Source organism: Neobacillus sp. C211 (assembly GCF_051842875.1).
Lineage (GTDB): Bacteria > Bacillota > Bacilli > Bacillales > Cytobacillaceae > Neobacillus.
In genome coordinates, this window is sequence record NZ_JBPXRO010000021.1 from 72056 (window position 1) to 96358 (window position 24303).

26 protein-coding genes are annotated in these 24303 nt (G+C 39.1%); 13 read left to right on the top strand and 13 right to left on the bottom strand.

Going from position 1 to position 24303, the window contains the following annotated elements:
* Positions 1 to 44: 44 nt before the first annotated feature.
* Genes ACSU6B_RS18995 through ACSU6B_RS19010 form a run of 4 tightly spaced genes read right to left on the bottom strand, consistent with a single transcriptional unit; the run spans position 45 to position 4172 of the window.
* Positions 45 to 269, bottom strand: coding sequence for a hypothetical protein (locus ACSU6B_RS18995; RefSeq protein ID WP_410887671.1), 225 nt, complete (start codon positions 267 to 269; stop codon positions 45 to 47).
* Complete coding sequence (locus ACSU6B_RS19000) at positions 266 to 1480, bottom strand: Ger(x)C family spore germination protein (RefSeq protein WP_410887673.1); 1215 nt, start codon at positions 1478 to 1480, stop codon at positions 266 to 268. The genes ACSU6B_RS18995 and ACSU6B_RS19000 overlap by 4 nt, the downstream gene beginning before the upstream one ends.
* On the bottom strand, positions 1464 to 2582 hold the full coding sequence (locus tag ACSU6B_RS19005; protein WP_410887675.1) for a GerAB/ArcD/ProY family transporter: 1119 nt from the start codon (positions 2580 to 2582) through the stop codon (positions 1464 to 1466). Before ACSU6B_RS19005 ends, ACSU6B_RS19000 begins: the two co-directional genes overlap by 17 nt.
* Positions 2583 to 4172, bottom strand: a complete 1590-nt coding sequence (locus ACSU6B_RS19010) for a spore germination protein (RefSeq protein WP_410887677.1) — start codon at positions 4170 to 4172, stop codon at positions 2583 to 2585. It abuts the gene before it with no gap.
* Positions 4173 to 4379: 207 nt separating this feature from the next.
* Here ACSU6B_RS19010 and ACSU6B_RS19015 point away from each other — a divergent pair, with 207 nt between their 5' ends.
* Complete coding sequence (locus ACSU6B_RS19015; protein WP_410887679.1) at positions 4380 to 5237, top strand: dimethylarginine dimethylaminohydrolase family protein; 858 nt, start codon at positions 4380 to 4382, stop codon at positions 5235 to 5237.
* Positions 5238 to 5351: 114 nt separating this feature from the next.
* Here ACSU6B_RS19015 and ACSU6B_RS19020 read toward each other — a convergent pair whose 3' ends face one another.
* Positions 5352 to 5840 carry a hypothetical protein gene (locus ACSU6B_RS19020; protein WP_410887681.1) on the bottom strand — a complete coding sequence of 163 codons (489 nt, stop codon included), beginning with the start codon at positions 5838 to 5840 and terminating at the stop codon, positions 5352 to 5354.
* 304 nt (positions 5841 to 6144) lie between these two features.
* Here ACSU6B_RS19020 and ACSU6B_RS19025 point away from each other — a divergent pair, with 304 nt between their 5' ends.
* Genes ACSU6B_RS19025 through ACSU6B_RS19040 form a run of 4 tightly spaced genes read left to right on the top strand, consistent with a single transcriptional unit; the run spans position 6145 to position 8781 of the window.
* The gene (locus ACSU6B_RS19025) at positions 6145 to 6621 is read left to right on the top strand and encodes a DUF2975 domain-containing protein (RefSeq protein ID WP_410887683.1); all 477 of its coding nucleotides are present in this window, start codon (positions 6145 to 6147) and stop codon (positions 6619 to 6621) included.
* Between the two features lie 10 nt (positions 6622 to 6631).
* Positions 6632 to 6853: a helix-turn-helix domain-containing protein gene (locus ACSU6B_RS19030; protein ID WP_088089997.1), complete on the top strand. Its 222-nt coding sequence runs from the start codon at positions 6632 to 6634 to the stop codon at positions 6851 to 6853.
* Positions 6854 to 6911: 58 nt separating this feature from the next.
* On the top strand, positions 6912 to 7844 hold the full coding sequence (locus ACSU6B_RS19035) for an ABC transporter ATP-binding protein (RefSeq protein WP_410887686.1): 933 nt from the start codon (positions 6912 to 6914) through the stop codon (positions 7842 to 7844).
* Positions 7837 to 8781, top strand: a complete 945-nt coding sequence (locus tag ACSU6B_RS19040) for an ABC transporter permease (protein WP_410887688.1) — start codon at positions 7837 to 7839, stop codon at positions 8779 to 8781. The genes ACSU6B_RS19035 and ACSU6B_RS19040 overlap by 8 nt, the downstream gene beginning before the upstream one ends.
* Before the next feature lie 152 nt (positions 8782 to 8933).
* Here the strand turns inward: ACSU6B_RS19040 and ACSU6B_RS19045 are convergent, their stop codons facing one another.
* The 4 genes from ACSU6B_RS19045 to ACSU6B_RS19060 form a co-directional block, all read right to left on the bottom strand.
* Complete coding sequence (locus ACSU6B_RS19045) at positions 8934 to 9077, bottom strand: YvrJ family protein (RefSeq protein WP_088090000.1); 144 nt, start codon at positions 9075 to 9077, stop codon at positions 8934 to 8936.
* A 69-nt stretch (positions 9078 to 9146) separates the two neighbouring features.
* Complete coding sequence (locus ACSU6B_RS19050) at positions 9147 to 9365, bottom strand: DUF2922 domain-containing protein (protein WP_214730988.1); 219 nt, start codon at positions 9363 to 9365, stop codon at positions 9147 to 9149.
* A 39-nt stretch (positions 9366 to 9404) separates the two neighbouring features.
* Positions 9405 to 9623 carry a DUF1659 domain-containing protein gene (locus ACSU6B_RS19055; RefSeq protein WP_098932547.1) on the bottom strand — a complete coding sequence of 73 codons (219 nt, stop codon included), beginning with the start codon at positions 9621 to 9623 and terminating at the stop codon, positions 9405 to 9407.
* 631 nt (positions 9624 to 10254) lie between these two features.
* Positions 10255 to 10824: a DUF6241 domain-containing protein gene (locus tag ACSU6B_RS19060; RefSeq protein ID WP_410887690.1), complete on the bottom strand. Its 570-nt coding sequence runs from the start codon at positions 10822 to 10824 to the stop codon at positions 10255 to 10257.
* Positions 10825 to 11461: 637 nt separating this feature from the next.
* Between ACSU6B_RS19060 and galU the strand changes: the two genes are divergently transcribed.
* Complete coding sequence (gene galU, locus ACSU6B_RS19065; RefSeq protein ID WP_410887692.1) at positions 11462 to 12334, top strand: UTP--glucose-1-phosphate uridylyltransferase GalU; 873 nt, start codon at positions 11462 to 11464, stop codon at positions 12332 to 12334.
* Positions 12335 to 12432: 98 nt separating this feature from the next.
* On the opposite strand, the gene ACSU6B_RS19070 is transcribed toward galU, so the two are convergent.
* The 3 genes from ACSU6B_RS19070 to ACSU6B_RS19080 all read right to left on the bottom strand — a co-directional run bounded on the left by ACSU6B_RS19070 (position 12433) and on the right by ACSU6B_RS19080 (position 14612).
* Positions 12433 to 12606, bottom strand: coding sequence for a hypothetical protein (locus tag ACSU6B_RS19070; protein ID WP_410887694.1), 174 nt, complete (start codon positions 12604 to 12606; stop codon positions 12433 to 12435).
* Between the two features lie 320 nt (positions 12607 to 12926).
* Positions 12927 to 13190, bottom strand: a complete 264-nt coding sequence (locus tag ACSU6B_RS19075) for a hypothetical protein (RefSeq protein WP_168241056.1) — start codon at positions 13188 to 13190, stop codon at positions 12927 to 12929.
* Positions 13191 to 13700: 510 nt separating this feature from the next.
* Positions 13701 to 14612: a TauD/TfdA dioxygenase family protein gene (locus tag ACSU6B_RS19080; protein WP_410887696.1), complete on the bottom strand. Its 912-nt coding sequence runs from the start codon at positions 14610 to 14612 to the stop codon at positions 13701 to 13703.
* A 491-nt stretch (positions 14613 to 15103) separates the two neighbouring features.
* Between ACSU6B_RS19080 and ACSU6B_RS19085 the strand changes: the two genes are divergently transcribed.
* From ACSU6B_RS19085 to ACSU6B_RS19115, 7 genes are all read left to right on the top strand, one after another.
* A complete protein-coding gene (locus ACSU6B_RS19085) occupies positions 15104 to 16147 on the top strand; it encodes an ABC transporter substrate-binding protein (protein ID WP_410887698.1) in 1044 nt (347 codons plus the stop codon).
* 12 nt (positions 16148 to 16159) lie between these two features.
* Positions 16160 to 16987 carry an ABC transporter ATP-binding protein gene (locus tag ACSU6B_RS19090; RefSeq protein WP_214998006.1) on the top strand — a complete coding sequence of 276 codons (828 nt, stop codon included), beginning with the start codon at positions 16160 to 16162 and terminating at the stop codon, positions 16985 to 16987.
* Positions 16988 to 17021: 34 nt separating this feature from the next.
* Positions 17022 to 17852: an ABC transporter permease gene (locus ACSU6B_RS19095; RefSeq protein WP_410887701.1), complete on the top strand. Its 831-nt coding sequence runs from the start codon at positions 17022 to 17024 to the stop codon at positions 17850 to 17852.
* A 19-nt stretch (positions 17853 to 17871) separates the two neighbouring features.
* Positions 17872 to 19227: an LLM class flavin-dependent oxidoreductase gene (locus ACSU6B_RS19100; RefSeq protein WP_410887703.1), complete on the top strand. Its 1356-nt coding sequence runs from the start codon at positions 17872 to 17874 to the stop codon at positions 19225 to 19227.
* 349 nt (positions 19228 to 19576) lie between these two features.
* The gene (locus tag ACSU6B_RS19105) at positions 19577 to 21028 is read left to right on the top strand and encodes a sensor histidine kinase (RefSeq protein ID WP_410887723.1); all 1452 of its coding nucleotides are present in this window, start codon (positions 19577 to 19579) and stop codon (positions 21026 to 21028) included.
* The gene (locus tag ACSU6B_RS19110) at positions 21025 to 21711 is read left to right on the top strand and encodes a response regulator transcription factor (protein ID WP_410887705.1); all 687 of its coding nucleotides are present in this window, start codon (positions 21025 to 21027) and stop codon (positions 21709 to 21711) included. Before ACSU6B_RS19105 ends, ACSU6B_RS19110 begins: the two co-directional genes overlap by 4 nt.
* 235 nt (positions 21712 to 21946) lie before the next feature.
* Positions 21947 to 22906: a DUF4822 domain-containing protein gene (locus ACSU6B_RS19115; RefSeq protein ID WP_410887707.1), complete on the top strand. Its 960-nt coding sequence runs from the start codon at positions 21947 to 21949 to the stop codon at positions 22904 to 22906.
* A 68-nt stretch (positions 22907 to 22974) separates the two neighbouring features.
* Here ACSU6B_RS19115 and ACSU6B_RS19120 read toward each other — a convergent pair whose 3' ends face one another.
* On the bottom strand, positions 22975 to 24294 hold the full coding sequence (locus tag ACSU6B_RS19120; protein ID WP_214713054.1) for a gluconate:H+ symporter: 1320 nt from the start codon (positions 24292 to 24294) through the stop codon (positions 22975 to 22977).
* Positions 24295 to 24303: the final 9 nt, after the last annotated feature.

The window sequence follows — 24303 nt, forward strand, 5'->3', positions numbered from 1 at the left end:
GACAATTTCTCTTCTCCTTTTGTTGTGAAGTTTCCACAACTTGATTATTCAAGTAATTTCCCCAATGGCTTGTAGATTCTATCTACCAAATAGGAAGGTCCGGGCGTATCCGGGTAATAGAGAAGAATGAAACTAAGAATCCACCCCATTGCCAGCAGGCATACAAAAGCAATTTTCTCTTTTTTTTCCTTTGACTTTATTTTTGGCCACTCGTATAAAAACATGAGGGCTAAAACGATTGTAAACGCAAAAACAATCGCCCATTTCATATATCTTCCACCTCACTTTTCGGTACTGCAGGTGGATCAGTAGAAAGGCCTGGTCGTAGAATTTTAACATCAATATCATACTCTATTTCAACAGTTGGAAAAATTTCATCCCATTTTACTTTAGCTGATTGCCACTCTTTCGTGTATTTACGCTGAAAACTCCTATGAAAGTTAAAGATGTCTACTCTCATTTCTTGTTGTACTTCTTCAACCGCTTCCTTTATTCTTCCTTCTATCCTTTCTTCAATTTTCCTTTCAAGCATCCTCATACTCTTAGGATCTCTTAAGTCCAAGGTGCTGGCATTTTGAATCACATCATCCTCTACTTTGCAATTAATCGTTATTTTCCAAGTTTCATTTTCAATTCGCGGAATCAGCTTCGTATAGGAACGAATCATTTCACCTGTGACCTTGCCATCCCCCTCTTCTACATCAACCGTGATGGTCGCAGATTTAATTTCATTTCTTACCCATAATAATCCCCTTGTGACTGATGCATCTAAGGTCCCAACCATTTTATCTCCTTTAAACACGGCGGTACCGCTTAGCATCAATTGCGTTTTATCCTTTATTTTTCCTTCATCCTTTTTGGAGGAAATACTTGTAACCATAGGCAATGCCGCTCCTCCTGTTTCACTTGCAAACATTTGCAGCAGTTCACTCATCGTAATATCCATTCCTATCTGAAATTGGGCTAATTCAGTAAGGGTCTCTGAGGAACTATTTTCTAAATGGGGCAGGCTTGAAATAAGATCCTTAGCCGTTCCTTCACTTACGAAAACATTGTTTCTTAATCGAGCTTCTGGTAATCGTGAAAAGAAGTCCATATGCTCTCGGATTCCTTTTTCCGCTAGTTCTTCTCCAACTACGGTTGCAGAACCATGCCCCCAAAACAAGTTACGAGCAATTTTTTGCTGCAGCTTCGATCTAGCTTCAGCCATTGTCTCACCAGTTGCAGATTCAACAAACGATGTTCGCGAACCTGGAGCTCCTCCGCCTTCCTTTATTGCCGCACTCATAGTCTCTGGTATAACTATTTCTACGGAAAGCTCAATTTCATTTTCATTATAGTAATCAATTCCTGTGCTTAGGACAATCGCCACATCATTAACTTCACGGCGATCCCAACATCCGGTAAGGAAAAAAAGTGTATGCCACATCAATACCATCACGAAGGTTTTACAAATCTTTAGATTAACCCTTGAGTTCATCTTTTAATCCCTTCCTTTGTTCCACTCTTTTACGTACGAGAGTAATGAATAACAAAAGGGCAGGAAGGAGTATTTGCAGCGATAGCAAGTAAAAGACACTAGTAGTTCCAAGAAAACTCTTTAATTCTGTCAGATTAGGGGCAGACCACCGAGCGAATAAAATTAAAAGGAAGCCAAGTGGAAATACAATGGGTTTGTAATTGGAAAGCTTTAGCCATTGAGAGGTGCCTAGTGCCAAAGCATAATAAAATACAGAAATTTTTATAAAAGTTCCTAATACCCATAGTGCCATTACAATCGATTCCAAGTGTTGAAAAAATTTCGCTATACTAACGTATTTTCCTGCATTCATTACCGGATAACTTAAATCGGCAGTTATTTCACCAAATATACAAAGGGCTGTCAAATTGGTTAGAACCATAATAAATACTACGCTGAGTACGGAAAGGTTTCCCCATAATAATCCTTTTTTCTGATCCGATAAATAAGGTAGAAAAAAGGCGATAAGAATATATTCGCTAAACCAGGATGCTGGGGAGGCTGCTCCTAAAAAGGAAGGCTTGAGACCTTTTTCCAGTATAGGGAGCATATTGGTTAAATCCAAATCCTTGATTAGGAAAAGGACAAGCGTCAACCAGAGTAATATCACAATAGGGACAAAATGCTGCGCCGCTCTAGCGATCGTTTCTAATCCGCCGCGGACAGCAAAAGCGCAAACGAGTGTCATACTTCCTAAAATGACCATCTGAGGGGTCTGAAACAAAAAGTTACCCGAGATAAACTCTCCATATTCTCTTATCACAATGCCATTTATATGTAAGTATAAAAATAGATATAAAAAACCAATGATCTTTCCAGGGATATTTCCAATAATACGTTTACTATATTCAATAATCGTTTCTCTTGGATAGTATTTATGTAATTCATAAGCAATCCATACAGCCAAAAAACCAAAGAAGGAACCCCAAATAGGGGATATCCACATATCACGCTCTGCTTTGGCTGCTGTAATCGAAGGAAGGATCAGTAGAGCGGTAGCCAAGATGGTAGGATGCATCATGATGGCCAGTTGAAAAGATGAAATTTTCCCTTTTTCAATCATTTATTCACCCCCATGAGTTGGACCTGGTTTTTGACCAGGAGCTTGACGGTACTTGTTATAATCCCCTGTCAAATGAGGGCGGGAGGAATAAGCCCACCTTGGAAGTCTAAAAAATACATCTTTCATTTCGCTTCCCTTCATAGGTGCAATGGGAGACAAATACGGTACCCCAAAAGAACGTAATGTGCATAAGTGGGTAACAATCATAATGACCCCTAGCATAATTCCCAATAATCCTAACGTTCCTGCTAGGATAAGCATGGGAAAGCGCAGCAATCTAAGAGCCATTCCAGCATTATATCTAGGGATGCCAAACGAAGCGATTCCTGTTACAGCAACAACCATCACCATAGGGGCAGAAACAATTCCTGCTTCAACTGCTGCCTGTCCAATCACTAGTGCTCCGACAATACTTACAGCTGCCCCCATCTGTTTGGGCAAGCGAATTCCAGCTTCTCTTAAAATCTCAAACATAATCTCCATCGAAATTGCTTCGATTAAGGCGGGAAATGGGATGGGTTCACGTGACGCTGCCATACTGATTAAAAGTGCAGTTGGAACCATTTCATGATGATACGATAAAACGGCTACATATAAAGAAGGGAGCAAAAGCGAAATGACGATAAATAAAAAACGAAGCCAGCGGATAACTGTACTTATAATTGGACGTTGATAATAATCTTCTGAAGCTTGGATTAGGGAATAGAACGTGGTTGGAGCAACCAGTACAAAAGGAGTGCCATCTGTTATAATCGCCACATGTCCTTCCAATAAATAGGATGAAATAACATCCACCCGCTCCGAATTTAATACTTGGGGAAAAGGAGAATACGGATTATCCTCAATAAATTCCTCAATATACTCGCTTTCCAATATCCCATCGACATCAATTCGATTTAGGCGATTTTCAACCTCCGTGATGAGATTCTGATTTGCTACTCCATCAATATAAGCTACTGCTACACTTGTTTTGGTTAATCTGCCAATTGTCGTTTTTTTTATTTTAAACGTTGGACTTTTGATTTTACGTCGAAGGAGAGCAATATTCACCCCGATGGATTCGATGAATCCTTCGCGCGGTCCCCGTATTACGGATTCAGCAGATGGCTCCTCAATTGCCCTTTTTTCCCATTTTGCTAAACCGACAGAAAATCCCTCACCTTTTTGGTCTATAAGAATGACAGGGTTTCCTGATGAAATTTGATCAATCACATCTGTATATGTTTCTACTGTACTAATATTAGAGTTAGAAATCTTTTGTTTCAGATTAGAGGAAGTATTTTCAGAATTTTGCACTCCAGATTCCTTCAAAAGTGGGGAAAGGATCGTATCGTTAATCCCTTCTGCATCCGTTAAGCCTTCAATGTAAATTAACACTGCTTTCTCTTTTCCTCCTATTAAGAAGGAGTGAAAAATAACATCGGGACAATTCTCATAAATGGAATTTAGATTAGTAATATTTTCATTCAAATCATCTAATAGAACATCTTCTGGTTTTGATGATGGAGCTTTATTTTCTTTAGAGTCAGTAGATGTTTGATTTTGAAATAATGATTGAATTTTTTTTGGCTTTCTCCATTTACTACGCATCTACAACAATCTCCTAATGTACCAACATTGTTTTTTTATTATGTTTTAAAAAAACAAAAATATGCACATTTTGGTAATTTTATCCTCTGATAATTCCCTCTTTAAAGACCCTATGATGCAAAGGGATTTCCTATTGTCTCTGTTTGTAAATATTAACGATAGATTAGGAAAACCTATTTTAAAAAGAGAATTCCGGAGGGAAGCAAAATGGCAGAAGTCCCAAAGACAAACAACAAGACTTTTTGTATGAGTGAATACGATGTATTAAAACGAGTAATCCTTTGTCAGCCTCAATATATGACAATCCGCGAAGTAATTAATGAAACGCAAGAGCATTTTAAGAATGAAGGTATCCATATTGAACGTGCGCTTGAGCAGCACAGTAATTTTGTCAAAACGCTAAAGCAGAATGGCATCGAAGTTATTTTATTGCCTTATCATAAGAAATATCCTGAACAGGTCTTTACCCGGGATATTGGTTTTACTCTAGGGGAAACAATCTTTGTTGCTAATATGGCAACGGATGTTCGCGCAGGGGAGGAAAACGTTTTAAAACAATGGCTGGAGGAGGAAGAAATCTCTTATTATAATTTAGCCGAGGAACGAATTGAGGGCGGAGATGTTGTGATTGATCGGGAAAGAATTTACGTGGGGCTCAGCAATCGAACGGACCAAAAAGCTGCTGATCAATTACAGCGTCTTTTGAATCAATTCAATGTCATTCCCATCCATTTTAAAGCAAAATACCTGCATCTGGATTGTATATTTAATGTCGTTTCTCCTGATGTGGCCCTTATTTACCCCAATGCCTTAACGAAAAGGGACATCGAGCTTTTTGCTTCACGCTATGAATTAATTGAAGTTTCGGAAGAAGAACAATTTCAATTGGGTACAAATGTATTGAGTATCGGGAACAAACGGGTATTAAGTCTGCCGGTCAACGAGAAGGTAAACAAGCAGCTTCGTAACCGAGGTTTTCAAGTGATTGAAGTGGATATCACAGAAATCATTAAATCTGGTGGCTCCTTCCGTTGTTGTACCCTTCCTATCTTACGTGAAACGTAAAATAATCATATAAAAATGACCATATAAACATCCTCAGGCCCGTAAAGGGTGAGGTTGTTTATATAGTCATCAGGTACATAATTTAGCTTTTTCCGTTTTAACCTGGGAGTACGTTCATTCCTCTCTAATTTTATTTTCTCCACCAATTTGTCCTTCTTGCCACTTTTGATAACCATAAAGAATAATAGCTATTATTGTCATTATTAAAATCCCTTCAAGTGGCGATAAGTTTCCTCCAGCAGTTGTAATGTTGAGTTTTTTCCATAAAGTTCTAAAACCAAACGAATAGATACAATCTACAATCAAATTAACAATTAAATAAACCCAAAACTTATCAAACGTAAGATAAAATATCCAAATAGTTCCAATTAGAAAAACTCCATATACAGTATGTATTTGGGCTACTTTATCCCATGCAAATAGAGTTTCTTTGTACTTCCACCAGTCATATGTCCAAGCAACTTGATACATTATTGTGTTTATCACAGTTGCAAACAAGGCAACAGGCATAAATCTACGAAGAGCAGATTTATTTAAATTATTTAAAAAGAATAAGGAAATCCAAGGTATTAAAAAGAAAGACCATAAAACGAGTTTTACCATATGAAGTCTCCTTTTGTTATCTGAATAGTGTTCTTAGAATCCCCTAATCTATCCATTTTATTCAATTATTCTTTACTGGAGAGTGGAATTAATCATCATCATCATCTGTTTCTATCAAGGCTTATAAATTGAATAGTGTGAATTTATAGAGCGTTTCTTTGTAAAAAGGAATGTTTTTTATTTTTTTCTAAAATTAACATTTGATTATCAATAAAAATACTATAGAAAATAATAAAAGTTTATTGAAAATCGATAAATAGTGTGTTAAATTTCAAATAGACAATAAATATGTGAGGTGCTTTTTATGAAACAAGGGTCAACACTATTTTTAAGGATGGCTGTTTTTCTTATTGGAACTCCAGTTCTTGCTTTGTGTATATTTGGGTTGCCTTGGTTAGCTAAGAATTCAGTAAATCCAGATTATGCCCATATCCTATATCCCATTTTAATAGGTATGTATGTATCAGTGATCCCGTTTTTCGTTGCATTGTATCAGGCTCTTAAACTTTTAAGTTATATTGACAAGAACCAAGCTTTCTCTGAATTGTCTGTTAAAGCTCTAAAGAATATCAAAATCTGTGCAATGACGATCAGTGGTTTGTATGTGGTAATTTTGCCATTTGTTTATCTCGTCGCAGATCTAGACGATGCCCCAGGTCTCATCATAATCGGAATGGTCCCTATCTTTGCTTCAATAGTAATCGCAGTATTCGCTGCTGTTCTTCAAAGACTTTTACAAGAAGCGATTGATATAAAATCGGAAAATGACTTAATCGTCTGAGGTGATAACAATGGCAATGATAATCAATATTGATGTGATGCTGGCGAAAAGGAAAATGAGCGTAACAGAACTCTCGGAAAGGGTTGGAATCACGATGGCTAACCTTTCTATTTTGAAAAATGGAAAGGCAAAAGCCATTCGGCTTTCAACTTTAGAAGCGATTTGTAAGGCTTTAGAATGTCAGCCTGGAGATATTTTAGAATACCGAAGTGATGAAGACATCCAAGATTAATAAGGCATTGTGAACAAAAGGACGAAACGTCCAAATTCATCATTAAAGGAGGACATGTATGAGCAACGAACCTATCATCAGCTTGAGTCATGTGACTAAACGGATTGGCCGGACCACCATCATCGACGATCTTACTTTTGACGTACCGCAAGGCGAAATTTTCGGCTTTCTTGGTCCAAATGGGGCTGGTAAAACAACCACAATCCGCATGATCGTCGGACTGATGTCGATCACTAAGGGACAGATACTGATTAAGGGAAAAAATATCAAAACTGAATTCGAGCAAGCGATCCGGCACGTCGGCGCCATCGTGGAAAGTCCAGAAATGTACAAGTATCTGAGCGGGTACCATAACCTCGTTCACTACGCCCGCATGGTGCCTGGGGTAACCAAGGAACGGATTGACGAAGTGGTGTCGCTGGTCAAGCTGGAAAACCGCATCCATGACAAAGTCAAAAAGTACTCGCTCGGCATGCGCCAGCGTCTGGGAGTCGCCCAGGCACTGCTGCATCGGCCGTCCCTGCTGATTCTCGATGAACCGACGAACGGTCTTGACCCGGCGGGGATTCGCGAACTGCGCGATTATTTGCGGCATTTGACCCGTACGGAAGGAATCACGGTTATCGTCTCCAGCCATCTGTTGTCCGAGATGGAGCTCATGTGCGACCGGGTCGCCATCCTCCAGCAGGGCAAGCTAGTCCATGTGATGCCGGTTCAGCATTTTACCCAAGGGAACGATCAAGCTCAAATGTATCTAATCCAAGCACAGCCAGCGGAACAGGCATTGGTGACCATGAGGCAGATGGATGGGGTTCAGGAGGTCAAGCTTGCTCAGGAGGGGATCATCGAGGTCACCACCGAGCGGGAACACATCCCGGACATTCTTGCAGGGCTGATGCAGAACCATATTCGTATCTATGGCGTGCAAATGGTTTCCCAGTCTCTAGAAGATCGATTCTTGGCAATAACGGGGGGTGGACAAATTGGTTAATCTAGTACTCAATGAAAATATGAAGATTTACCGACGGGTGCGAACTTGGATTCTGGTCGGACTTATGGCCGCTTTTGTGCTTTTTGTCAACATCATTGAATGGCATTCCGATGGAAAAAAGGCGCAAGGGGAAGGCTGGCGGGCAGAACTGCTGCAGGAGAAGCAGCAATGGAGCGAAATTCTGAAGCAGCCCAAGCTGGATGAAGAGGATCGAATGTTCTACCTGGAGCAGATTGCCGTCAACGACTATCATTTGGAGCAGAATATTCGCTCGACGGTCGGCACGATGTGGGATGGTGTGAACTTTTCGGCCAATCTGATGATCGTGATTACCATTTTTACCATCATCATTGCGGGAGACAGTTTGGCGGGCGAATTTTCATCCGGCACCATCAAGCTGCTACTCATCCGTCCGGCCAACCGGGTCAAGATCCTCGTGTCCAAGTATCTCTCTTTTCTGTTGTTCAGCATGCTGTTGTTACTCACTCTGTTTGTCCTATCCGTCGCGGTCAACGGAATCTTATACGGCTTTGGATACATGGATCTACCGTTGATCAGCATGAATGCAGAAGGGCAAATCGTCGAAAGGAATATGGTCCTCAATCTGTGGAAAACGTATATGCTTAACGGTGTATCTACTGTCATGTACGTAACCATGGCCTTTATGATCTCGTCCGCCTTCCGAAGCAGCGCGATGGCTATCGGGTTTTCCATCGGCGCCTTGTTTGCGGGTAATATTGTTCTGGAGGCACTGCAGCGGTTCGATTGGAGCAAGTACCTGTTGTTCGCCAACACCGATCTCACCCAGTACCTGACCGGACGTCCTTTCCAAGAGGGAATGACATTGTCCTTTTCCATCGGAGTGCTCGCTGTCTATTTCCTCGTGTTCAATCTGATTTCCTGGCTCCTTTTTACACGTAGAGACGTGGCGGCCTAAACCTGCCGATTTTATAACCATGAATTTAGTGCCTGTCACGCCCCGGATTTTGTCGAAGATTGGTAGGTTTTTAGATTGTGGAAAATGAAGGAATAAAGACAAGAAACCACCTTGGATTTGCCTGATAGTAGAGGCTAGGTGGTTTCTCTTTTTTATATTCGCTCCCTCATCCGCTCAGGAAGTGTCTGTATCGATTGGACGACCAAATCAAGCTTTGCTTCAATTCGGTAAAGCAAATAAAGCGTCACAACGATGGGGAATCCCACCTGGCTGATAATTGGAATCAACTGTTCCACTTTTCTCTCCTCCTTCCACTATTTATAAAAAGAGGCTGGGTTCATAATGGATCCGGCCTCTCACTTTTATTAGGCAATCACGTAATCCGTCACATTGCGGTCGATCACTCTTGCTCCTTTTGCAGCTACAAACTTGCCACTGCTAGTTGTGAAAACTTCAGATGCAATAATCTGCGCCATCGATAATTTTACGACTTCTTCGTCAATCGGCTCTTTTGGGTTATCAACGGAAAGGCTCGCCGTCTTTCCAAACTCCGTGGCAAATTGCAATTCCAATGTTTTTGCCATTTATTTCACCTCCCATCACTTTATTATTTTGTTAGACTATTAACCTACAATTGCGATACTATCATTCCGCTCCACTTTGTTTAGCGTGTCATTGCATAGAACTGCAACTGCTAGTGCAGCTTGCGATAATTGATCCGCAGTAGCTGCCTTGGTGACATTGCTAAACGTTTTCGCTTTGAGGATGGGATTTCCCTCGTCATCCATGCCCGCTTCAAATACGATGCGAAGCTTCGTTACTTCTAATAACGCTAGTGCCATTGTCTCTCACCACCTTTCACCATCTATATAGAAAAAAGTCGGTAAAAAGGACAGGGGAGGGAGAAGAGAATTTTAAATAAATTGAAAAATGCCCTGGAGAGGATAGCGTCTCCCAGGGCATTTTAATAGAGTTTTCGAGATTTCGTAGACGACCCGCAAATAAAAGCCGTAGATTCGCAAATAAAAGCAGTGAATCCGCAAATAAAAGCCGGAAAATATGTAATAAGAATCAATAGTTACGTAATAAGGATCTGAATTTTGTGGGGATTACTCATGGGGGGGCTCATTTAAATTGATATTTTGTGTAAAATTACACTTCAATAGTTGCGCATTTATGATTTATTAAACGACTGGACCCTTTAATGGGCGAACTTTTAAGTTTTATAAGCGAATTTAACCATTTTATGGGCGGATTTTGGGCTTTAATGAGCGAATTTAACCATTTTATGGGCGGATTTTGGGCTTTAATGAGCGAATTTAACCATTTTATGGGCGAATTTAGAAGCAATAGCTTAATAGCAAGAAATTAAATCTCCATGCCTGTCACTCTCCAGATTTTGTCGAAGATTGATAGGTTTTTAGAGAACTAGAAATAACAGAATGAAGTTGTAACTGAATATTGAAGCTCCCATTAGTGCTGGGAGCTTACTTCACGTACAATATCTTCTTCGAAGTTATTCCGGATGAACGTTTCTTCTTCTGATTTGCTCATAATTCCATAAGCTTTACCGATCGTCCCGCCTTGGTATGTCCAGAAATAGTTGTGGTCATCATCTACTTCAGAAAAGGTGCCTTTTTTCCATTTATCTAAAATGGCTAGCAAATCATCTTTTTGTTCGAACTTACTGTTCTCCACAATGTCATAGACTTGATTAATCGTATCGGGAATCATAGGAATGGCTCCCCATTTTTCTTTCGCTTTCACTTTTTGATGTGTCATCTTATGCATCACCTCGATCACCGCATCTTGTGAACTACTGTCATCAATCCCAATATCATATTGAACTCCGCCAATTTTGGCTGTCTGCTGCTTGTCTACTTCCTTTTTCTCATTATTGACCGTATCTTGAACAGCTTTCGCTTCTACTTTCTCTTGTTTTTTTCCAGATTCGGCTGCATTGTCGACCGGTTTATATCCTCCGTATTTTACGCCTATTAAAACAGCCAAAATAATACCAGTTACGATAAATACTATTTTCACTTCATCTCCCCCTGTTTTACTAGATAGCTCTAATTTAACAAAGAATTCAGAATTCATCTAGCTTATTTAACTTACATAATCACTTCAAACAAGACAGATGTCGACATTTTTTCTGAATTTGGATTTAATCGTATGCCGACCGTTTTTTGCGCTTTCTGGATAAACAAGCGGTTTTGAACATGTATGTAAGAGTGGATTGTAAAAAAATTAATTTTCTAAATAGTATTTACAATTAATCGATTATGGTGATTGGCAGGAATATGCCTTTCATCCGAAAAAATTAACAGAGTTATTTTATGAAAATAAGAATTTGGGGTAAGGGATACCATGTTCCTTTAGGCACTGGCAGTGTTAAAGCAGTAAAGAGAGACCACCATGCAACTGCGATGGCCTCACTACGTTAAGCGTTATTGTAGTGGGGCCTGACCCTTTTTCAATGAAATGGGACTAACCAAATGATATACCATGAGAAACGTTCCTGTGGAGCTTTGTTTTTGGCTATCTATGTTAAAATAAATATAGTGAACATATGCTTAAACTAACTGGGTAGAAGAATGATTATATGGGTGAATGAATGGAGTTTGGAACTGTAAACCCCCTGTTTTTTACAAAAAAATAATAAAAAGGTGGAGTGAGTATGAAACGAGTACGGAAGGCGATTATTCCGGCTGCTGGACTTGGAACAAGATTCCTGCCTGCAACAAAGGCAATGCCTAAGGAAATGTTGCCGATTATTGATAAGCCAACGATTCAATATATTGTAGAAGAAGCAGTGGCTTCAGGAATCGAAGATATTATTATTGTTACTGGTAAAGGGAAGCGGGCAATTGAAGACCATTTTGATATTGCACATGAATTAGAGCAAAATCTGTTGGAAAAGGGAAAGTTAGATCTACTTGAAAAAGTACGTTATGCTACTAATCTTGCGGATATTCATTATATTCGTCAGAAGGAACCAAAGGGGCTTGGACATGCCGTTTGGTGTGCTCGTAACTTTATAGGGGATGAGCCGTTTGCGGTTCTTCTTGGTGATGATATTGTTCAAAGTGAGACTCCATGCTTGAAACAGCTTATTAATGTATATGAAGAAACGCATTCGTCAGTTATTGGAGTGCAGTCTGTTCCAGATGATGAGACACATCGGTATGGGATTGTTGAACCTTTGGATCAGGTGGGTAGAAGGTATCAAGTAAATAATTTGGTTGAAAAGCCTAAGGCTGGAACTGCCCCTTCTAATCTAGCCATTTTGGGACGTTATATACTAACTCCAGAGATATTCACGTTTTTGGAACAGCAAGAAACTGGGGCTGGTGGAGAGATTCAGTTGACGGATGCGATTCAGAAGTTGAATCAGATACAACGGGTGTTTGCTTATGATTTTGAGGGTAAGAGGTATGATGTTGGAGAAACGAGTGGGTTTGTGAAGACAACCATAGAATTTGCTCTGCAGGAACCTACTTTACGTAAAGAGATTCTAGCTTTTATGGAAGAAAAAATTAAGGTGGAATAAAATTTCGTGCCTGTCACTCCCCGTATTTTGTCGAAGATTGATAGATTTATAAGTGGCAGGCACCAGACCCTAACCGGGACTTCTATTTCAAATAGTAATTATTTCTCCATTGCAAGATTAAACTTTTCTAATTGTTCTTTTAGGACTAAAATGTAATTCATCATTGCTACTCTCACTATTGAAGGGTAGTAACGACTGTTAAGTTCTTGCTCACATTCCTCTAAATCCATCTTCTTAACAGTAATAATTTTATTCAATTCTTCTGTGCTCATTGAAAATCACCCCTATATATCGGAAAAATCATTATCAAGTTCTCCACTCTCCTAACCTATCTTTTATATGATCAGGATGGACAAATTTTTCATAGCTTATACAAAAGTTACCTCTGTTAAATTTTTTTCTCATAGATGAGGAAACTTAGACCGGGGCTGCTGAAAAAGTAATTACTCAAAAAAAAAATGTGTGTTTTACTCGTAAATAGTAAGAAAAAAGATACGGATCATCTACATATAGCAGATGATCCGTATCTTTTACACATAAAGAGGACTTATCACTGGTCCTGAAACGTCCCTGTGGAGCTTTCATTTTTATATTAAGAAAATCCTCCCCCAAGTATAAGCGCCGCACCTAATAGTAGGACTAAGAGTAAGGCTAAATAACCTATTATGCTAATAATCGTGATAATCCAACCGATGACCTTTCGATTGGTTTTTATTAGATAAATACCTAAAGCGATCAACCCAAAAATGAATCCGAGAATTCCCCAAAGGATGGGGCTTTTACCATGCTTACGAGAATCAATCACTAAATAAATCGTGAGGATTATATTTAAAACCAATCCAATAAAACCTTCCAAATTAAACTCTCCTTACTATCTTCAAATTGTATTCTTAAAATGAAATTATACCAGAAAATTCGAACGTTACAGCAAAAGAAATTCCCTTTTATAAGGGAATTTGAAAAGGCAAGGTAAATATATGAGAGGATTACTCATGGAGGAGCTCGTTAAAATGAGATTTTATGTAAAATTACACTTCAATAGTGAGCATTTATTATTTATAAAACGACCTGTCCCTTTAATGGCCGAATTTTTGAGTTTAATGAGCGAATCTTCGAGTTTTATGAGCGAATTTTGGGCTTCAATGGGCGAATTTAGTGTTTTTATGGGCGAATTTAAAAGTAATCGGATTCGGTGTCTGTCAGAGCGGGTTGTAAAGTGAAAAAGCCTAAATTCTCCGTATTTTAAAAAGAGAATTATAGGCTTTTAATTTTTCTGAGGGCTTTACCGTGGAAATTCCATGATCCCACGCTGTCCCGTTTTGGGATCATGATTACCTTTACTTTAGCTTCATAGGATAGAAGAAACTTATATATTTTTTTTAATTTTTGTTTTTGTGACACTGCGGCGACCATCTAAACTAATAGGCACGTCTCCATCAATGGTTATTCTTCGGACCACTCTTTGTGCATGACCATAGTCATTCACTGCGTAATGTTGGGTGGCGCGGTTATCCCAAATGACCACATCTCCCGCTTTCCATTTCCAACGTACCGTATTTTCGAGTTGTGTTACATGTCCTTGTAGGATGGAGAATAAATGAGCCGAATCGGTGGAAGAAAGCCCTTTGAAGTTTTTGACAAAATGACCGAGTAGAAGATGGCGCTCTCCGGTTTCAGGATGTACATGGACAACTGGGTGTTCAGTTTCATATAGGGTAGAGGTAAAGATTTCGTCATGGCGTTTGATCGCTTCATCAGAAACATTCTGGTGTTTTGCAGCATAATCATAAGCGTTGGTATGGACGGCCCATAATTGATTCGCCAGATTTTGTAATTCTATTGGAAGATTTTCATAGGACGTAGCCGTGTTTGCCCAAACGGTATCACCTCCTGCCTCTGGTATCTCCACTCCACGTAAAATGGAGAATTTTGGGTACGCTGCTTCAAATGTTACATCTGTATGCCATGAATTGGCTCGGCCGCCATGTTCGGAATGAAGTTCTAATATATAGTTTGTGCCATCTTTTGCTGGTACAGTTGGATGAACAACTGGGTTACCAAGCAGTTGGGCAAAGGCTTCTTGTCCTTGATCGTCCAGATGATTTTGATCACGGAAGAAAATAACCTTATACTTTAACAGCGCTTCACGGATAAATTTAACTGTAGTGGAGTCTAGTTCTCCGGAAAGTTTCACACCAGATAATTCTGCTCCAATACGTCCAGCCACTTGTTTTACTACAATTCCTGCTTCATTTTGAACTTCTTTGACATTACTCATTTTATTTCCTCCTTGTTTTTAGCTGTAAAAGCCAGCTATAATAATGGACCGATAAGACGAAAGAAAGCCAGAGCATAATAGCTCTGGCTTCCAGGTGACTGGTCAGCAATTCAATTGCTTGTAAATTTAATTTATATAATTCATATCGGCTTAATGTGATTTTAATTTTCTGGAAAACATCTGTCAATAACTAATTTTGATTTTTTGGTTTTTTTAAAAAATTAACTTTATTTTAAACTTTTCGTTGACGACTGAAAATTGAATTGGTAATATAAGTGAAAACCAAGTAACCCAATAGGAAATCTAGAATTTAATTAACCGGTCAACCGGAGACTTTTCTTTTTAAAGAGATGTCTCCGGTTTTTTTTATCTAGAAAAAGGCATGCCTGTAGAAAGGTGAACGTTGGATCAGAATTTTTTTCTCGTGGCTGGTAATGGATTTTCCGATTGGATCGGTTGGTTTTAATTTTAAGAGAAGGTAGGGGCCCGTTATGAAGATTTGGAGAACCAAGGCACTTTTATTTTTAATTGTATTATCAGTTGTTATATCGGCTGGATGCCAGGAGAAAAAGACCGGAGCTACAGGAAAAAAAGGAAATGGCACTTATGAAACGCTGAAACTCCGGTATGAAGGATCGGTGGGTTCGGTCACTTATCCAGAGTTAGCCGAGGATTTAGGCTATCTTGATCCGATTAAACTTGAATGGATCGGAAATCAAACAAGCGGGCCTGCCTCTATTCAAAACGCAGCGACCGGTCAAACCGACTTTGGCGGTGCATTTAATGGGGCCATTGCCAAATTGATAGCGAGCGGTGCACCGATAAAATCGGTCATTGGTTATTACGGCAGTGATAAGGATACATATACCGGCTATTATGTATTGAATGACAGCCCGATAAAAAATGCGCGCGATTTAATTGGAAAGAAGGTTGGCATGAATACAATGGGAGCTCATGCTGAATTCGTTTTAAAAGAATATTTAAAACAAAATGGACTCACAGATGAAGAAATTAAGAAAGTGACTTTAGTTGTTCTGCCACCGGTAAGTACAGAGCAAACACTGCGACAAAAACAAATTGATGTCGCTGTTTTGACTGGGATGTTAGGGGATCTGGCTGTGACAAATGGGGGGATCAGAAAGCTTTTTAGTGATTATGATTTGTTGGGTCCTTTTACAGCAGGCAGCTATGTCTTTACCGATAAATTCATTAAACAAAATCCACATACGGTGAAAAAGTTTGTTGAGGCTACAGCAAAAGCCATTGAATGGGCACAGACCCATTCCCGAGAAGAAGTGATAGCCCGTTATGAATCCATTATTAAGAAACGGGGGCGCAAGGAAGATACAAACACGGTGCAATATTGGAAAAGTACAGGTATTGCGGAGAAAGGTGGAGTTATTCAGGGTAAGGAATTTAAAATTTGGGTCGATTGGCTAAAGAAAAATGGTGAGTTCAAAGATGGCCAAGTGAAACTAAGTAATTTGTATACCAATGAATTTAATCCTTATAAGGGTGAAATTGAAAAAAAGTAATGAGGTGAGAGGATGACGGCAAAAATTCAGTTTGAACATGTCAGCAAGGTTTTTAACGTAAGGGATTCTCAGCAAGGAAAGGGAGCGCTTAAAGAATTTACAGCCATTAAAAATGTTCATTTTTCGGTGAATAGTGGAGAGTTTCTTTCATTAGTAGGCCCATCAGGATGCGGAAAATCAACTTTGCTTGATCTTTTAGGCGGGTTGACGAAACCAACCTCCGGACGGATATTATTGGATGGAAAACCGATAGAGGGACCCGGTTTAGATCGGGGAATTGTCTTTCAGCAGTATGCGCTATTGCCTTGGAAGACAGCTAAAGGAAACATTGAATTTGGCTTAGAATCAAAAGGTGTTCCTAAAAAGGAGCGGGCTGAAATTTCTCGTTACTTTTTGTCACTGGTTGGATTATCAGGTTTCGAAGATCGTTATCCGCACGAACTCTCAGGTGGAATGAAGCAGCGTGTGGCTATCGCTAGAAGTTTGGCGTTTGACCCTGAAGTGTTATTAATGGATGAACCGTTCGCTGCACTCGATGCGCAGACGCGTGAAACCTTGCAAACAGAATTACTTCGAATCTGGGAACATACCAAAAAGACGATTGTTTTCATTACACATGGGATTGATGAGGCGGTGTATCTTGGACAGCGTGTGGCCGTCATGACCTCTCGACCGGGAACCATTAAACAAATTATTGAAAACCCGCTTCATTCAACCAGTCACGAAGAGGATTTACGTTCGACGACAGCATTTGCAAATGCACGTCACCAAATTTGGGATTTGCTCCGAGAAGAAGTAGTCAAAGCGCAAACAGTTGAGAATAAGGATCAATCAGCTTAACAAAGTTCAATTATTTTATAGAAGAGGTGAGGAAATGTCTGATTTTGGTAAATCATTCACAGCGCCAATGCAAACATCCCATCGGATTCGTTTTTCTTTTCATTGGGTGCAAAGTCTTGTAAAACAATCTATTGTCATTTTGCTTTTACTAATCCTTTGGGAGATTGCTCCCCGAATGGGGTTAGTGGATCCCACATTCTTTCCGCCATTTACAAAAGTAGCAGAGAGTTGGTGGGGATTAGTGATTTCGGGTGATTTGTATGCCCACTTTCAGGCCAGTATTCTCCGTTCGCTTTTCGGATTTGGGTTGGCGATCCTCGTTTCCATTCCTTTGGGGCTTATCATTGGGTGGTATCCACTGGCAAGTGAATTGTTAAATCCGGTGCTGGAGGTGTTTCGTAATACAGCTGCCTTAGCGTTATTACCTGTCTTTATTTTGCTGCTTGGGATTGGGGAAACATCTAAAGTTTCAATCGTCTTTTTTGCTTGTACGTTTCCGATTCTTTTAAATACGATCAATGCTGTTCGAAATGTAGATCCTTTACTCATTAAGGCCGCCAAATCCATGGCTCTTCCCTCCTACCGGCTGTTTTATAAAGTAATTATGCCAGCTTCCATTCCGACTATTTTTACCGGAATACGTATGGCTGGATCATCATCCATTCTTGTGTTGATTGCTGCCGAAATGGTTGGAGCTAAGGAAGGTTTGGGATATCTCATTAATTATTCGCAACAGAACTTCCAAATTACGCAAATGTATGCAGGTATTATTACGATTTCACTGCTTGGTGTGGCCATAAATTATCTATTGGTATCCTTAGAAAGAAAATTTTCAAGCTGGAAAACAAATTCAAATCAACAATAAAGGAAAGAAGGAATGAATCATGACTCAAAATAATCGGGAAATGAAATTAGGCGCATTTTTTATGATTCCTGGACATCATGTCGCAGCTTGGCGTCATCCAAAAGCGGAATCCCATCAAACCATGAGCTTTGATTTTATCAAAAGACTTGCCCAAACAGCGGAACGTGGTAAGTTTGATATGGTTTTTCTTGCAGATACCTATGCGGTGAGAGGGAAAAATCAAACGGTACTGGGCCAAACTGTGAATACGTTATTTGAACCCTTTACCCTTTTATCCGCTCTTGCTGCTGTGACAAATCATATCGGATTTGTCGGAACGGTATCAACTACCTTTAATGAGCCATTTAATGTTGCCCGCAGGTTCGCCTCTCTTGATCATTTGAGCGGGGGCCGTGCAGGGTGGAATGTTGTCACATCAAGCACTGACGTAGAAGCCCAAAATTTTAATTTAGAACAGCAGCTCCTTCATGAAAAACGGTATGAACGTGCTGAAGAGTTTGTCGATGTGGTCACGAAGCTGTGGGATAGTTGGGAGGATGATGCCTTAATTATTGATAAAAAGGCAGCCCAATTTGCGGATTCTTCCAAAATACACTCCATTAATCATAAAGGAGAATGGTTTTCCGTAGCTGGTCCATTAAATATCTCCCGCCCGGTGCAAGGGCATCCGGTTGTGATCCAGGCTGGTTCTTCTGAAGCAGGGAAGGAGCTTGCGGCGCGGACAGCCGAGGTTATATTCACTGCTTGGCAAACGATTGAAGAAGCTAGAAGCTTTTATGCGGATGTAAAAGGAAGAATGGCGAAATACGGTCGCTCACCAGAGGACCTGAAGATTATGCCTGGAGTTTTCCCTGTTATTGGTAGAACGGAGGAAGAAGCGGAAGAAAATAAGGCGCTGCTCGAGGAACTTATACCGGAAGAAGCAGGGATCTCTCTTTTATCTGGCATGATAAGTGTTGATTTATCAGGATATCCAGTGGATGGACCACTTCCAGATTTGCCTGAATTGAATCAGATAAATGGGGGGAAAAGTCGTTTCCAATTATTAAAGGATCTTGCAGATCGTGAAGGATTGACGATTCGCAAACTATATCAACGGATAGCCGGTGCCCGCGGACATCGGGAAATCAAGGGCACACCTGAGCAAATTGCGGATCATATGCAAGAATGGTTTGAAAATGGGGCAGCGGATGGCTTCAATGTCATGCCACCTTACTTACCTGGTGGTCTCGATGATTTCGTGGATCTCGTGATTCCCGTCCTTCAACAACGTGGATTGTTCCGTAAACAATATACAGGTAATACATTAAGGGAGAATCTGGGATTAAAGCGGCCAGTTAATACTCTTATTGAGCCCATAAAAGAAACCATATAACCAACTATTTTTATGAAAAAGCTATCGTTCCTATTTATTTTAGGAAATTGATAGCTTTTTCTATGTAGAAGCAGTTTTCTTTAATAAGAATTTATGTTCTTGGTAAATTTAAAAATAGGCCCATTTATATATTTCTAACTAGATAACAACAAATCTTCCTTATTCTATGCTTTTACTTTTTAAACCATTTATTGTTAGATGTTTAAGGATTTTTCATATATATTTTAGAAAGTTTTAAGGATTATGTGATATGGTACATTTGCAAACAGTATCTCCCATTCAAGAATAAGCCGAAAATGGTGAACTTCCATAAAAGAATGAGCAAGAGATAAACACTGGAGTGAATATGATGTCAATTAAAATGAGGTTTCTGTTGTCCTACGTTGGAGTAATCCTTATTTCTATCATTTTATTTTTAGCAGCTGGTTTCTTACTTATTTTTGCGATAACCGGTGATGTAAAATCTATCGAGTATTTTTACAAAAAATCTTATGTTCAAAAACCCTTAACACCAGTAGAGGAAAGTGCGTTTCTAGACTTAAAGCTGTTGGCTAAAAATAATCCTAAGCAACTTCTAAACCAAGAGGAACTAAAAAAGATTGAACAACAAGATATTAAGATTGTCGTAAGAAAGAATAGAAACATAGAGTACGCTTCTCCCGCTCTTAATAAGCAAACATTGATTAAGTCCCTTCCCGGGTTTGAAGAAACGAACATTAATACACGAGATACAATTAAAATTGACGATTTTTTTTTCACCTATGTGAAGTTTGACTTCTATTTTCCAGATAAAAGTAAAGGAAGTATTTTTGTATTGAGAAAGGCAAGCTCCTTTGCTGAATTGACTCGGGAGTTGTTTCCAATTTTATTCGGTCTATTGCTAGTTCTGTTTATAATGATTATTGGACTTTTGAACTATCTAGTTTCACAAAGCATCATCAAGCCTATTTCAATTCTTAGAGAAGGTGCAGAGAGAATAAAATCAGGAGATCTAAATTTTGAAATCAAAGCTACTTCGAATGATGAAATTGGTCAATTAAATAAAACGTTTGAGGATATGAGAATAAAATTAAAAGAGTCCGTAAATCTCCAGATTCAGTATGAGGAAAATCGAAAAGAACTATTGTCCAATATTTCGCATGATTTGAAGACTCCTATTACTTCAATTATTGGATATGTTGAGGGGATAAAAGACGGTGTAGCTAATACTCCACAGAAGATGGACAAGTACTTATCAACTGTGTACCAAAAAGCAAGATATATGGATTCATTGATAGATGAACTGTTCTTATTTTCCAAGCTGGATTTGAAAAAAGAGCCCTTTACTTTTGAAACCGTCGAACTGGATAAATATATGAGAGACTACGTAGAAGACCTTCATCTTGATTTACTCCAACAAGGGATCCAAATTGACCTTCATCTTATGGACAAACCGATAAGTGTAATAGCAGATAGGGAGAAATTAAAACGCGTAATGACCAACCTAATTAGCAATTGTGTAAAATATATGAATAAGGACCAGAAGAACATTACCATTTCTCTATTTGAAGGAATTTATGATGTAACTGTTCAAGTAAAAGATAATGGACAAGGGATAGACCCGGCTGCTTTACCTTACATTTTTGATCGTTTTTACCGGGCAGAACAATCTAGAAATTCTCAGACAGGCGGAAGTGGCTTAGGACTTGCCATCACAAAACATATAATCCAAGAGCATGGAGGGGAAATGTGGGCTAAAAGTAAGATAGGAAAAGGTACTAGTATCTTCTTTTCCTTAAAGAAGAAAGGAGTTGTATTGTGAAAAAGATATTGCTTATTGAAGACGATGTTAGTATTTCAGAACTGCAAAGAGACTATCTAGAAATAAATCATTTTAATGTCGAAATTCAACATAATGGTGATTCAGGGCTCCTACTAGCTCTCCAAAATCATTATGATTTAATTATTTTGGATGTCATGCTCCCAGGTGTAAATGGGTTTGAGATATGTAAACAAATACGCGCTGTTAAAAATATTCCTATTTTGTTTGTATCCGCTAAAAAGGACGAGATCGATAAAATTCGAGGTCTCGGTTTAGGGGCAGACGATTATATTACCAAACCTTTTAGTCCAAGTGAACTGGTAGCTAGGGTGAAAGCACATTTAGAGCGTTTTGAACGTTTAGCAGGAAATCAGGCTAAAACAAATACCATTTTCGTTCATGGAATATCCATTGATAAGTCAGCGCGCAAAGTTCATATGAACGGAGAAGAAATTCCGTTCACAACAAAAGAATTCGATTTGTTTGTGTTTCTTGTGATGCATCCGAATCAAGTATTAAGCAAAGAACAGCTATATGAAAATATATGGAGGTTAGAATCGGCCGCAGATGTTTCAACTGTCACAGTTCATATCAGGAAAATACGAGGGAAAATCGAAAGGGATCCTGCACATCCGAAATTCTTGGAAACTGTTTGGGGAGCCGGGTATAGATTTAATGTGTAAATTAAATAATCTGTTTTAGTAACCGTCACAAAGGTGGCGGTATTTTTTATGGATATTAAGAAATTTTATTAAAAAGTTTATCTTTTTTTAAGAAATTATTTAGAGGGAGTTTAAGATTAAGTATTAACATAATTTAAGTAATAATTAACCATAGGCTGATGAACTTCTAATGTGGAGGTGGCTGACAGTATTTATTGGATGTATTTTCATTCTATTGAAATAAGGAGACTACAAAATGAACAAAAAAGTAAAAACATTATCATCAATACTACTCGGGTTCACATTATTACTATCTGGCTGTAATGCAAGCGCACAAGACAATCAAAGTGAACAGAAGCAAGAACAAATTGCTAAAGATAGTAAAAAAGAAAATAAGGTAACCAAAGGGCAGGAATTGGCTAGTATACTAAGCAATACAAACTGGCAAGGAACAAAGGTATATGATAAAGATAATAATGACTTAACAAAATATAACGCCAACTTTATTGGTCTCGCGAAATATGACAATGAAACATCGAGATATGAATTTTTTGATAAAACCACAAAAGAAAGTCGTGGCGATAAAGGTACTTTCTTTATCACCAACGATGGGAAGGTTAGAGTATTAATTTCAGAATCGATGGGTTACCAAGCTGTTGTCAAAATAATAGAGCTAAATAAAGATATGTTTACCTATAAAAGAATGGGTAAAGATGCTAATGGTAACAATGTAGAGGTATTTGTTGATCATATTCCTTATAAAGAAACAAAACTTTCCTTTACTGATCCGGATAAGAAGTTGGAAACAACCACAGGAGAAGTAGTGACAAACATTGATGGGGATAAAATTTTAGCAGGCACCCTATGGCAAGGAACCGTGGCATTAGATGAAAATGGCAACGATGTATCCAGTTATAATTCTAATTATTTAGGTTTCGCCAAATATGATGATAAGACAAATAAATATGAATTTTTTGATGCTAAGACTGGTGAAGGCCGCGGTGATTACGGCTATTTCGATGTCGTACATGGAAATAAGATAAGAGCCCATGTTTCCCTAGGAATGAAGTATGGTGCCGTTCTTGAACTAACAGAGCTTAATAAAAATAAATTCACCTATAAAAGAAAAGGTAAAGATAAGGATGGTAAAGACATAACCATAACTGTTGAGCATATACCTTATGATGGTGATATTAAACTTAAATTCTCTAAGTAATTAAATACTATAAAAAGACCACCCTTTTGCTTGTTGGCGCGGGGGTGGTCTTTTGATCTTGTTTCTCCCTATAGGAACATATTGATAATTAGCACACCAGCAAGTCCGACAAGGGATGCAATCGTTACCATTACTGACCATGTGCGAATGGTTTTACCGATGCTTAGGTTGAAGTATTCTTTATAAATCCAGAAACCGGCATCGTTTACGTGAGAGAAGGTCATACTTCCTGCACCGGTTGCTAGCACCATGAGTTCTGGGCTAACGTGTGCAGAGGCAACGAGTGGTGCGGCAATACCGGCTGCTGTTAATCCGGCAACGGTTGCTGAACCTAGGACTACCCTTAGGATCGCAGCGATTAACCAGGCGAGGATTAACGGCGACATGGTGGAGCCTTCCATCAGATGGGCAACGTATTTATCAACATGACTGTCGATGAGTACTTGTTTAAATGCACCGCCTGCTCCAATGATTAAAAGAATCATGGCGATGCTGCTGATTGATTCTGTGATCGAGTTCATGATTTCTGGCATTTTTTTGCCTCGATTTAAACCAAAGGTAAAGATGGCGACTATGACAGCGATTAATAGGGCAATACCAGGATTTCCTAAAAATTTAGCTGTTTGAATAAGTGATGATTCAGGCATCGTGATTTCAACGATGGCTTGGAAAGCAATCAGAATGACAGGGATAAGGGCCGTAAATACACTAATCCCAAAACCAGGCATTTCTTCTTCTGTAAAGTGCTTAGGATTAAAAAGTCCTTTTGGAATTTTAACTTCCAACTCTTCTTTTTTAAACGTCTTTGTATATAATGGTCCACTGATAATGATTGCTGGAATACCGATAAGAATTCCATATAATAAGGTTTTACCTATATTGGCATTGTAAACATCGGCAACGGCTGTTGGTCCAGGGTGTGGAGGAACAAAGCCATGCATGGTGATCAAAGCAGCAATAACCGGCATCCCAATATAAAGAATCGGTACACCTGCTGTAGCAGCGATTGTGAAGACTAACGGAATTAACACAACCACGCCCGTTTCAAAGAATAGCGCAATCCCAACAATGAAGGCTGTTAGAACAGCTGCAAGCTGCACTCGTTTTTTTCCAAATGCGTTAACCAATGTGGTGGAGATTCGTTGTGCACCACCAGAATCGGCCATTAGTTTACCAAGCATACCCCCAAAACCAATAACCAGTACGAGATTGCCAAGGGTTCCGCCCAAACCGGATGTGACGGATGTTATCGCTTCGATTGGGGTCATTCCTTCCATAACCCCTACAAGTAATCCAACAATAACCAATGATATGAAGGCGTTTACCTTGAAGACGACCATTAATAATAGCAATAGGGCAACCCCTATACAAATATAAACGATTGGCATGTTTCTCCC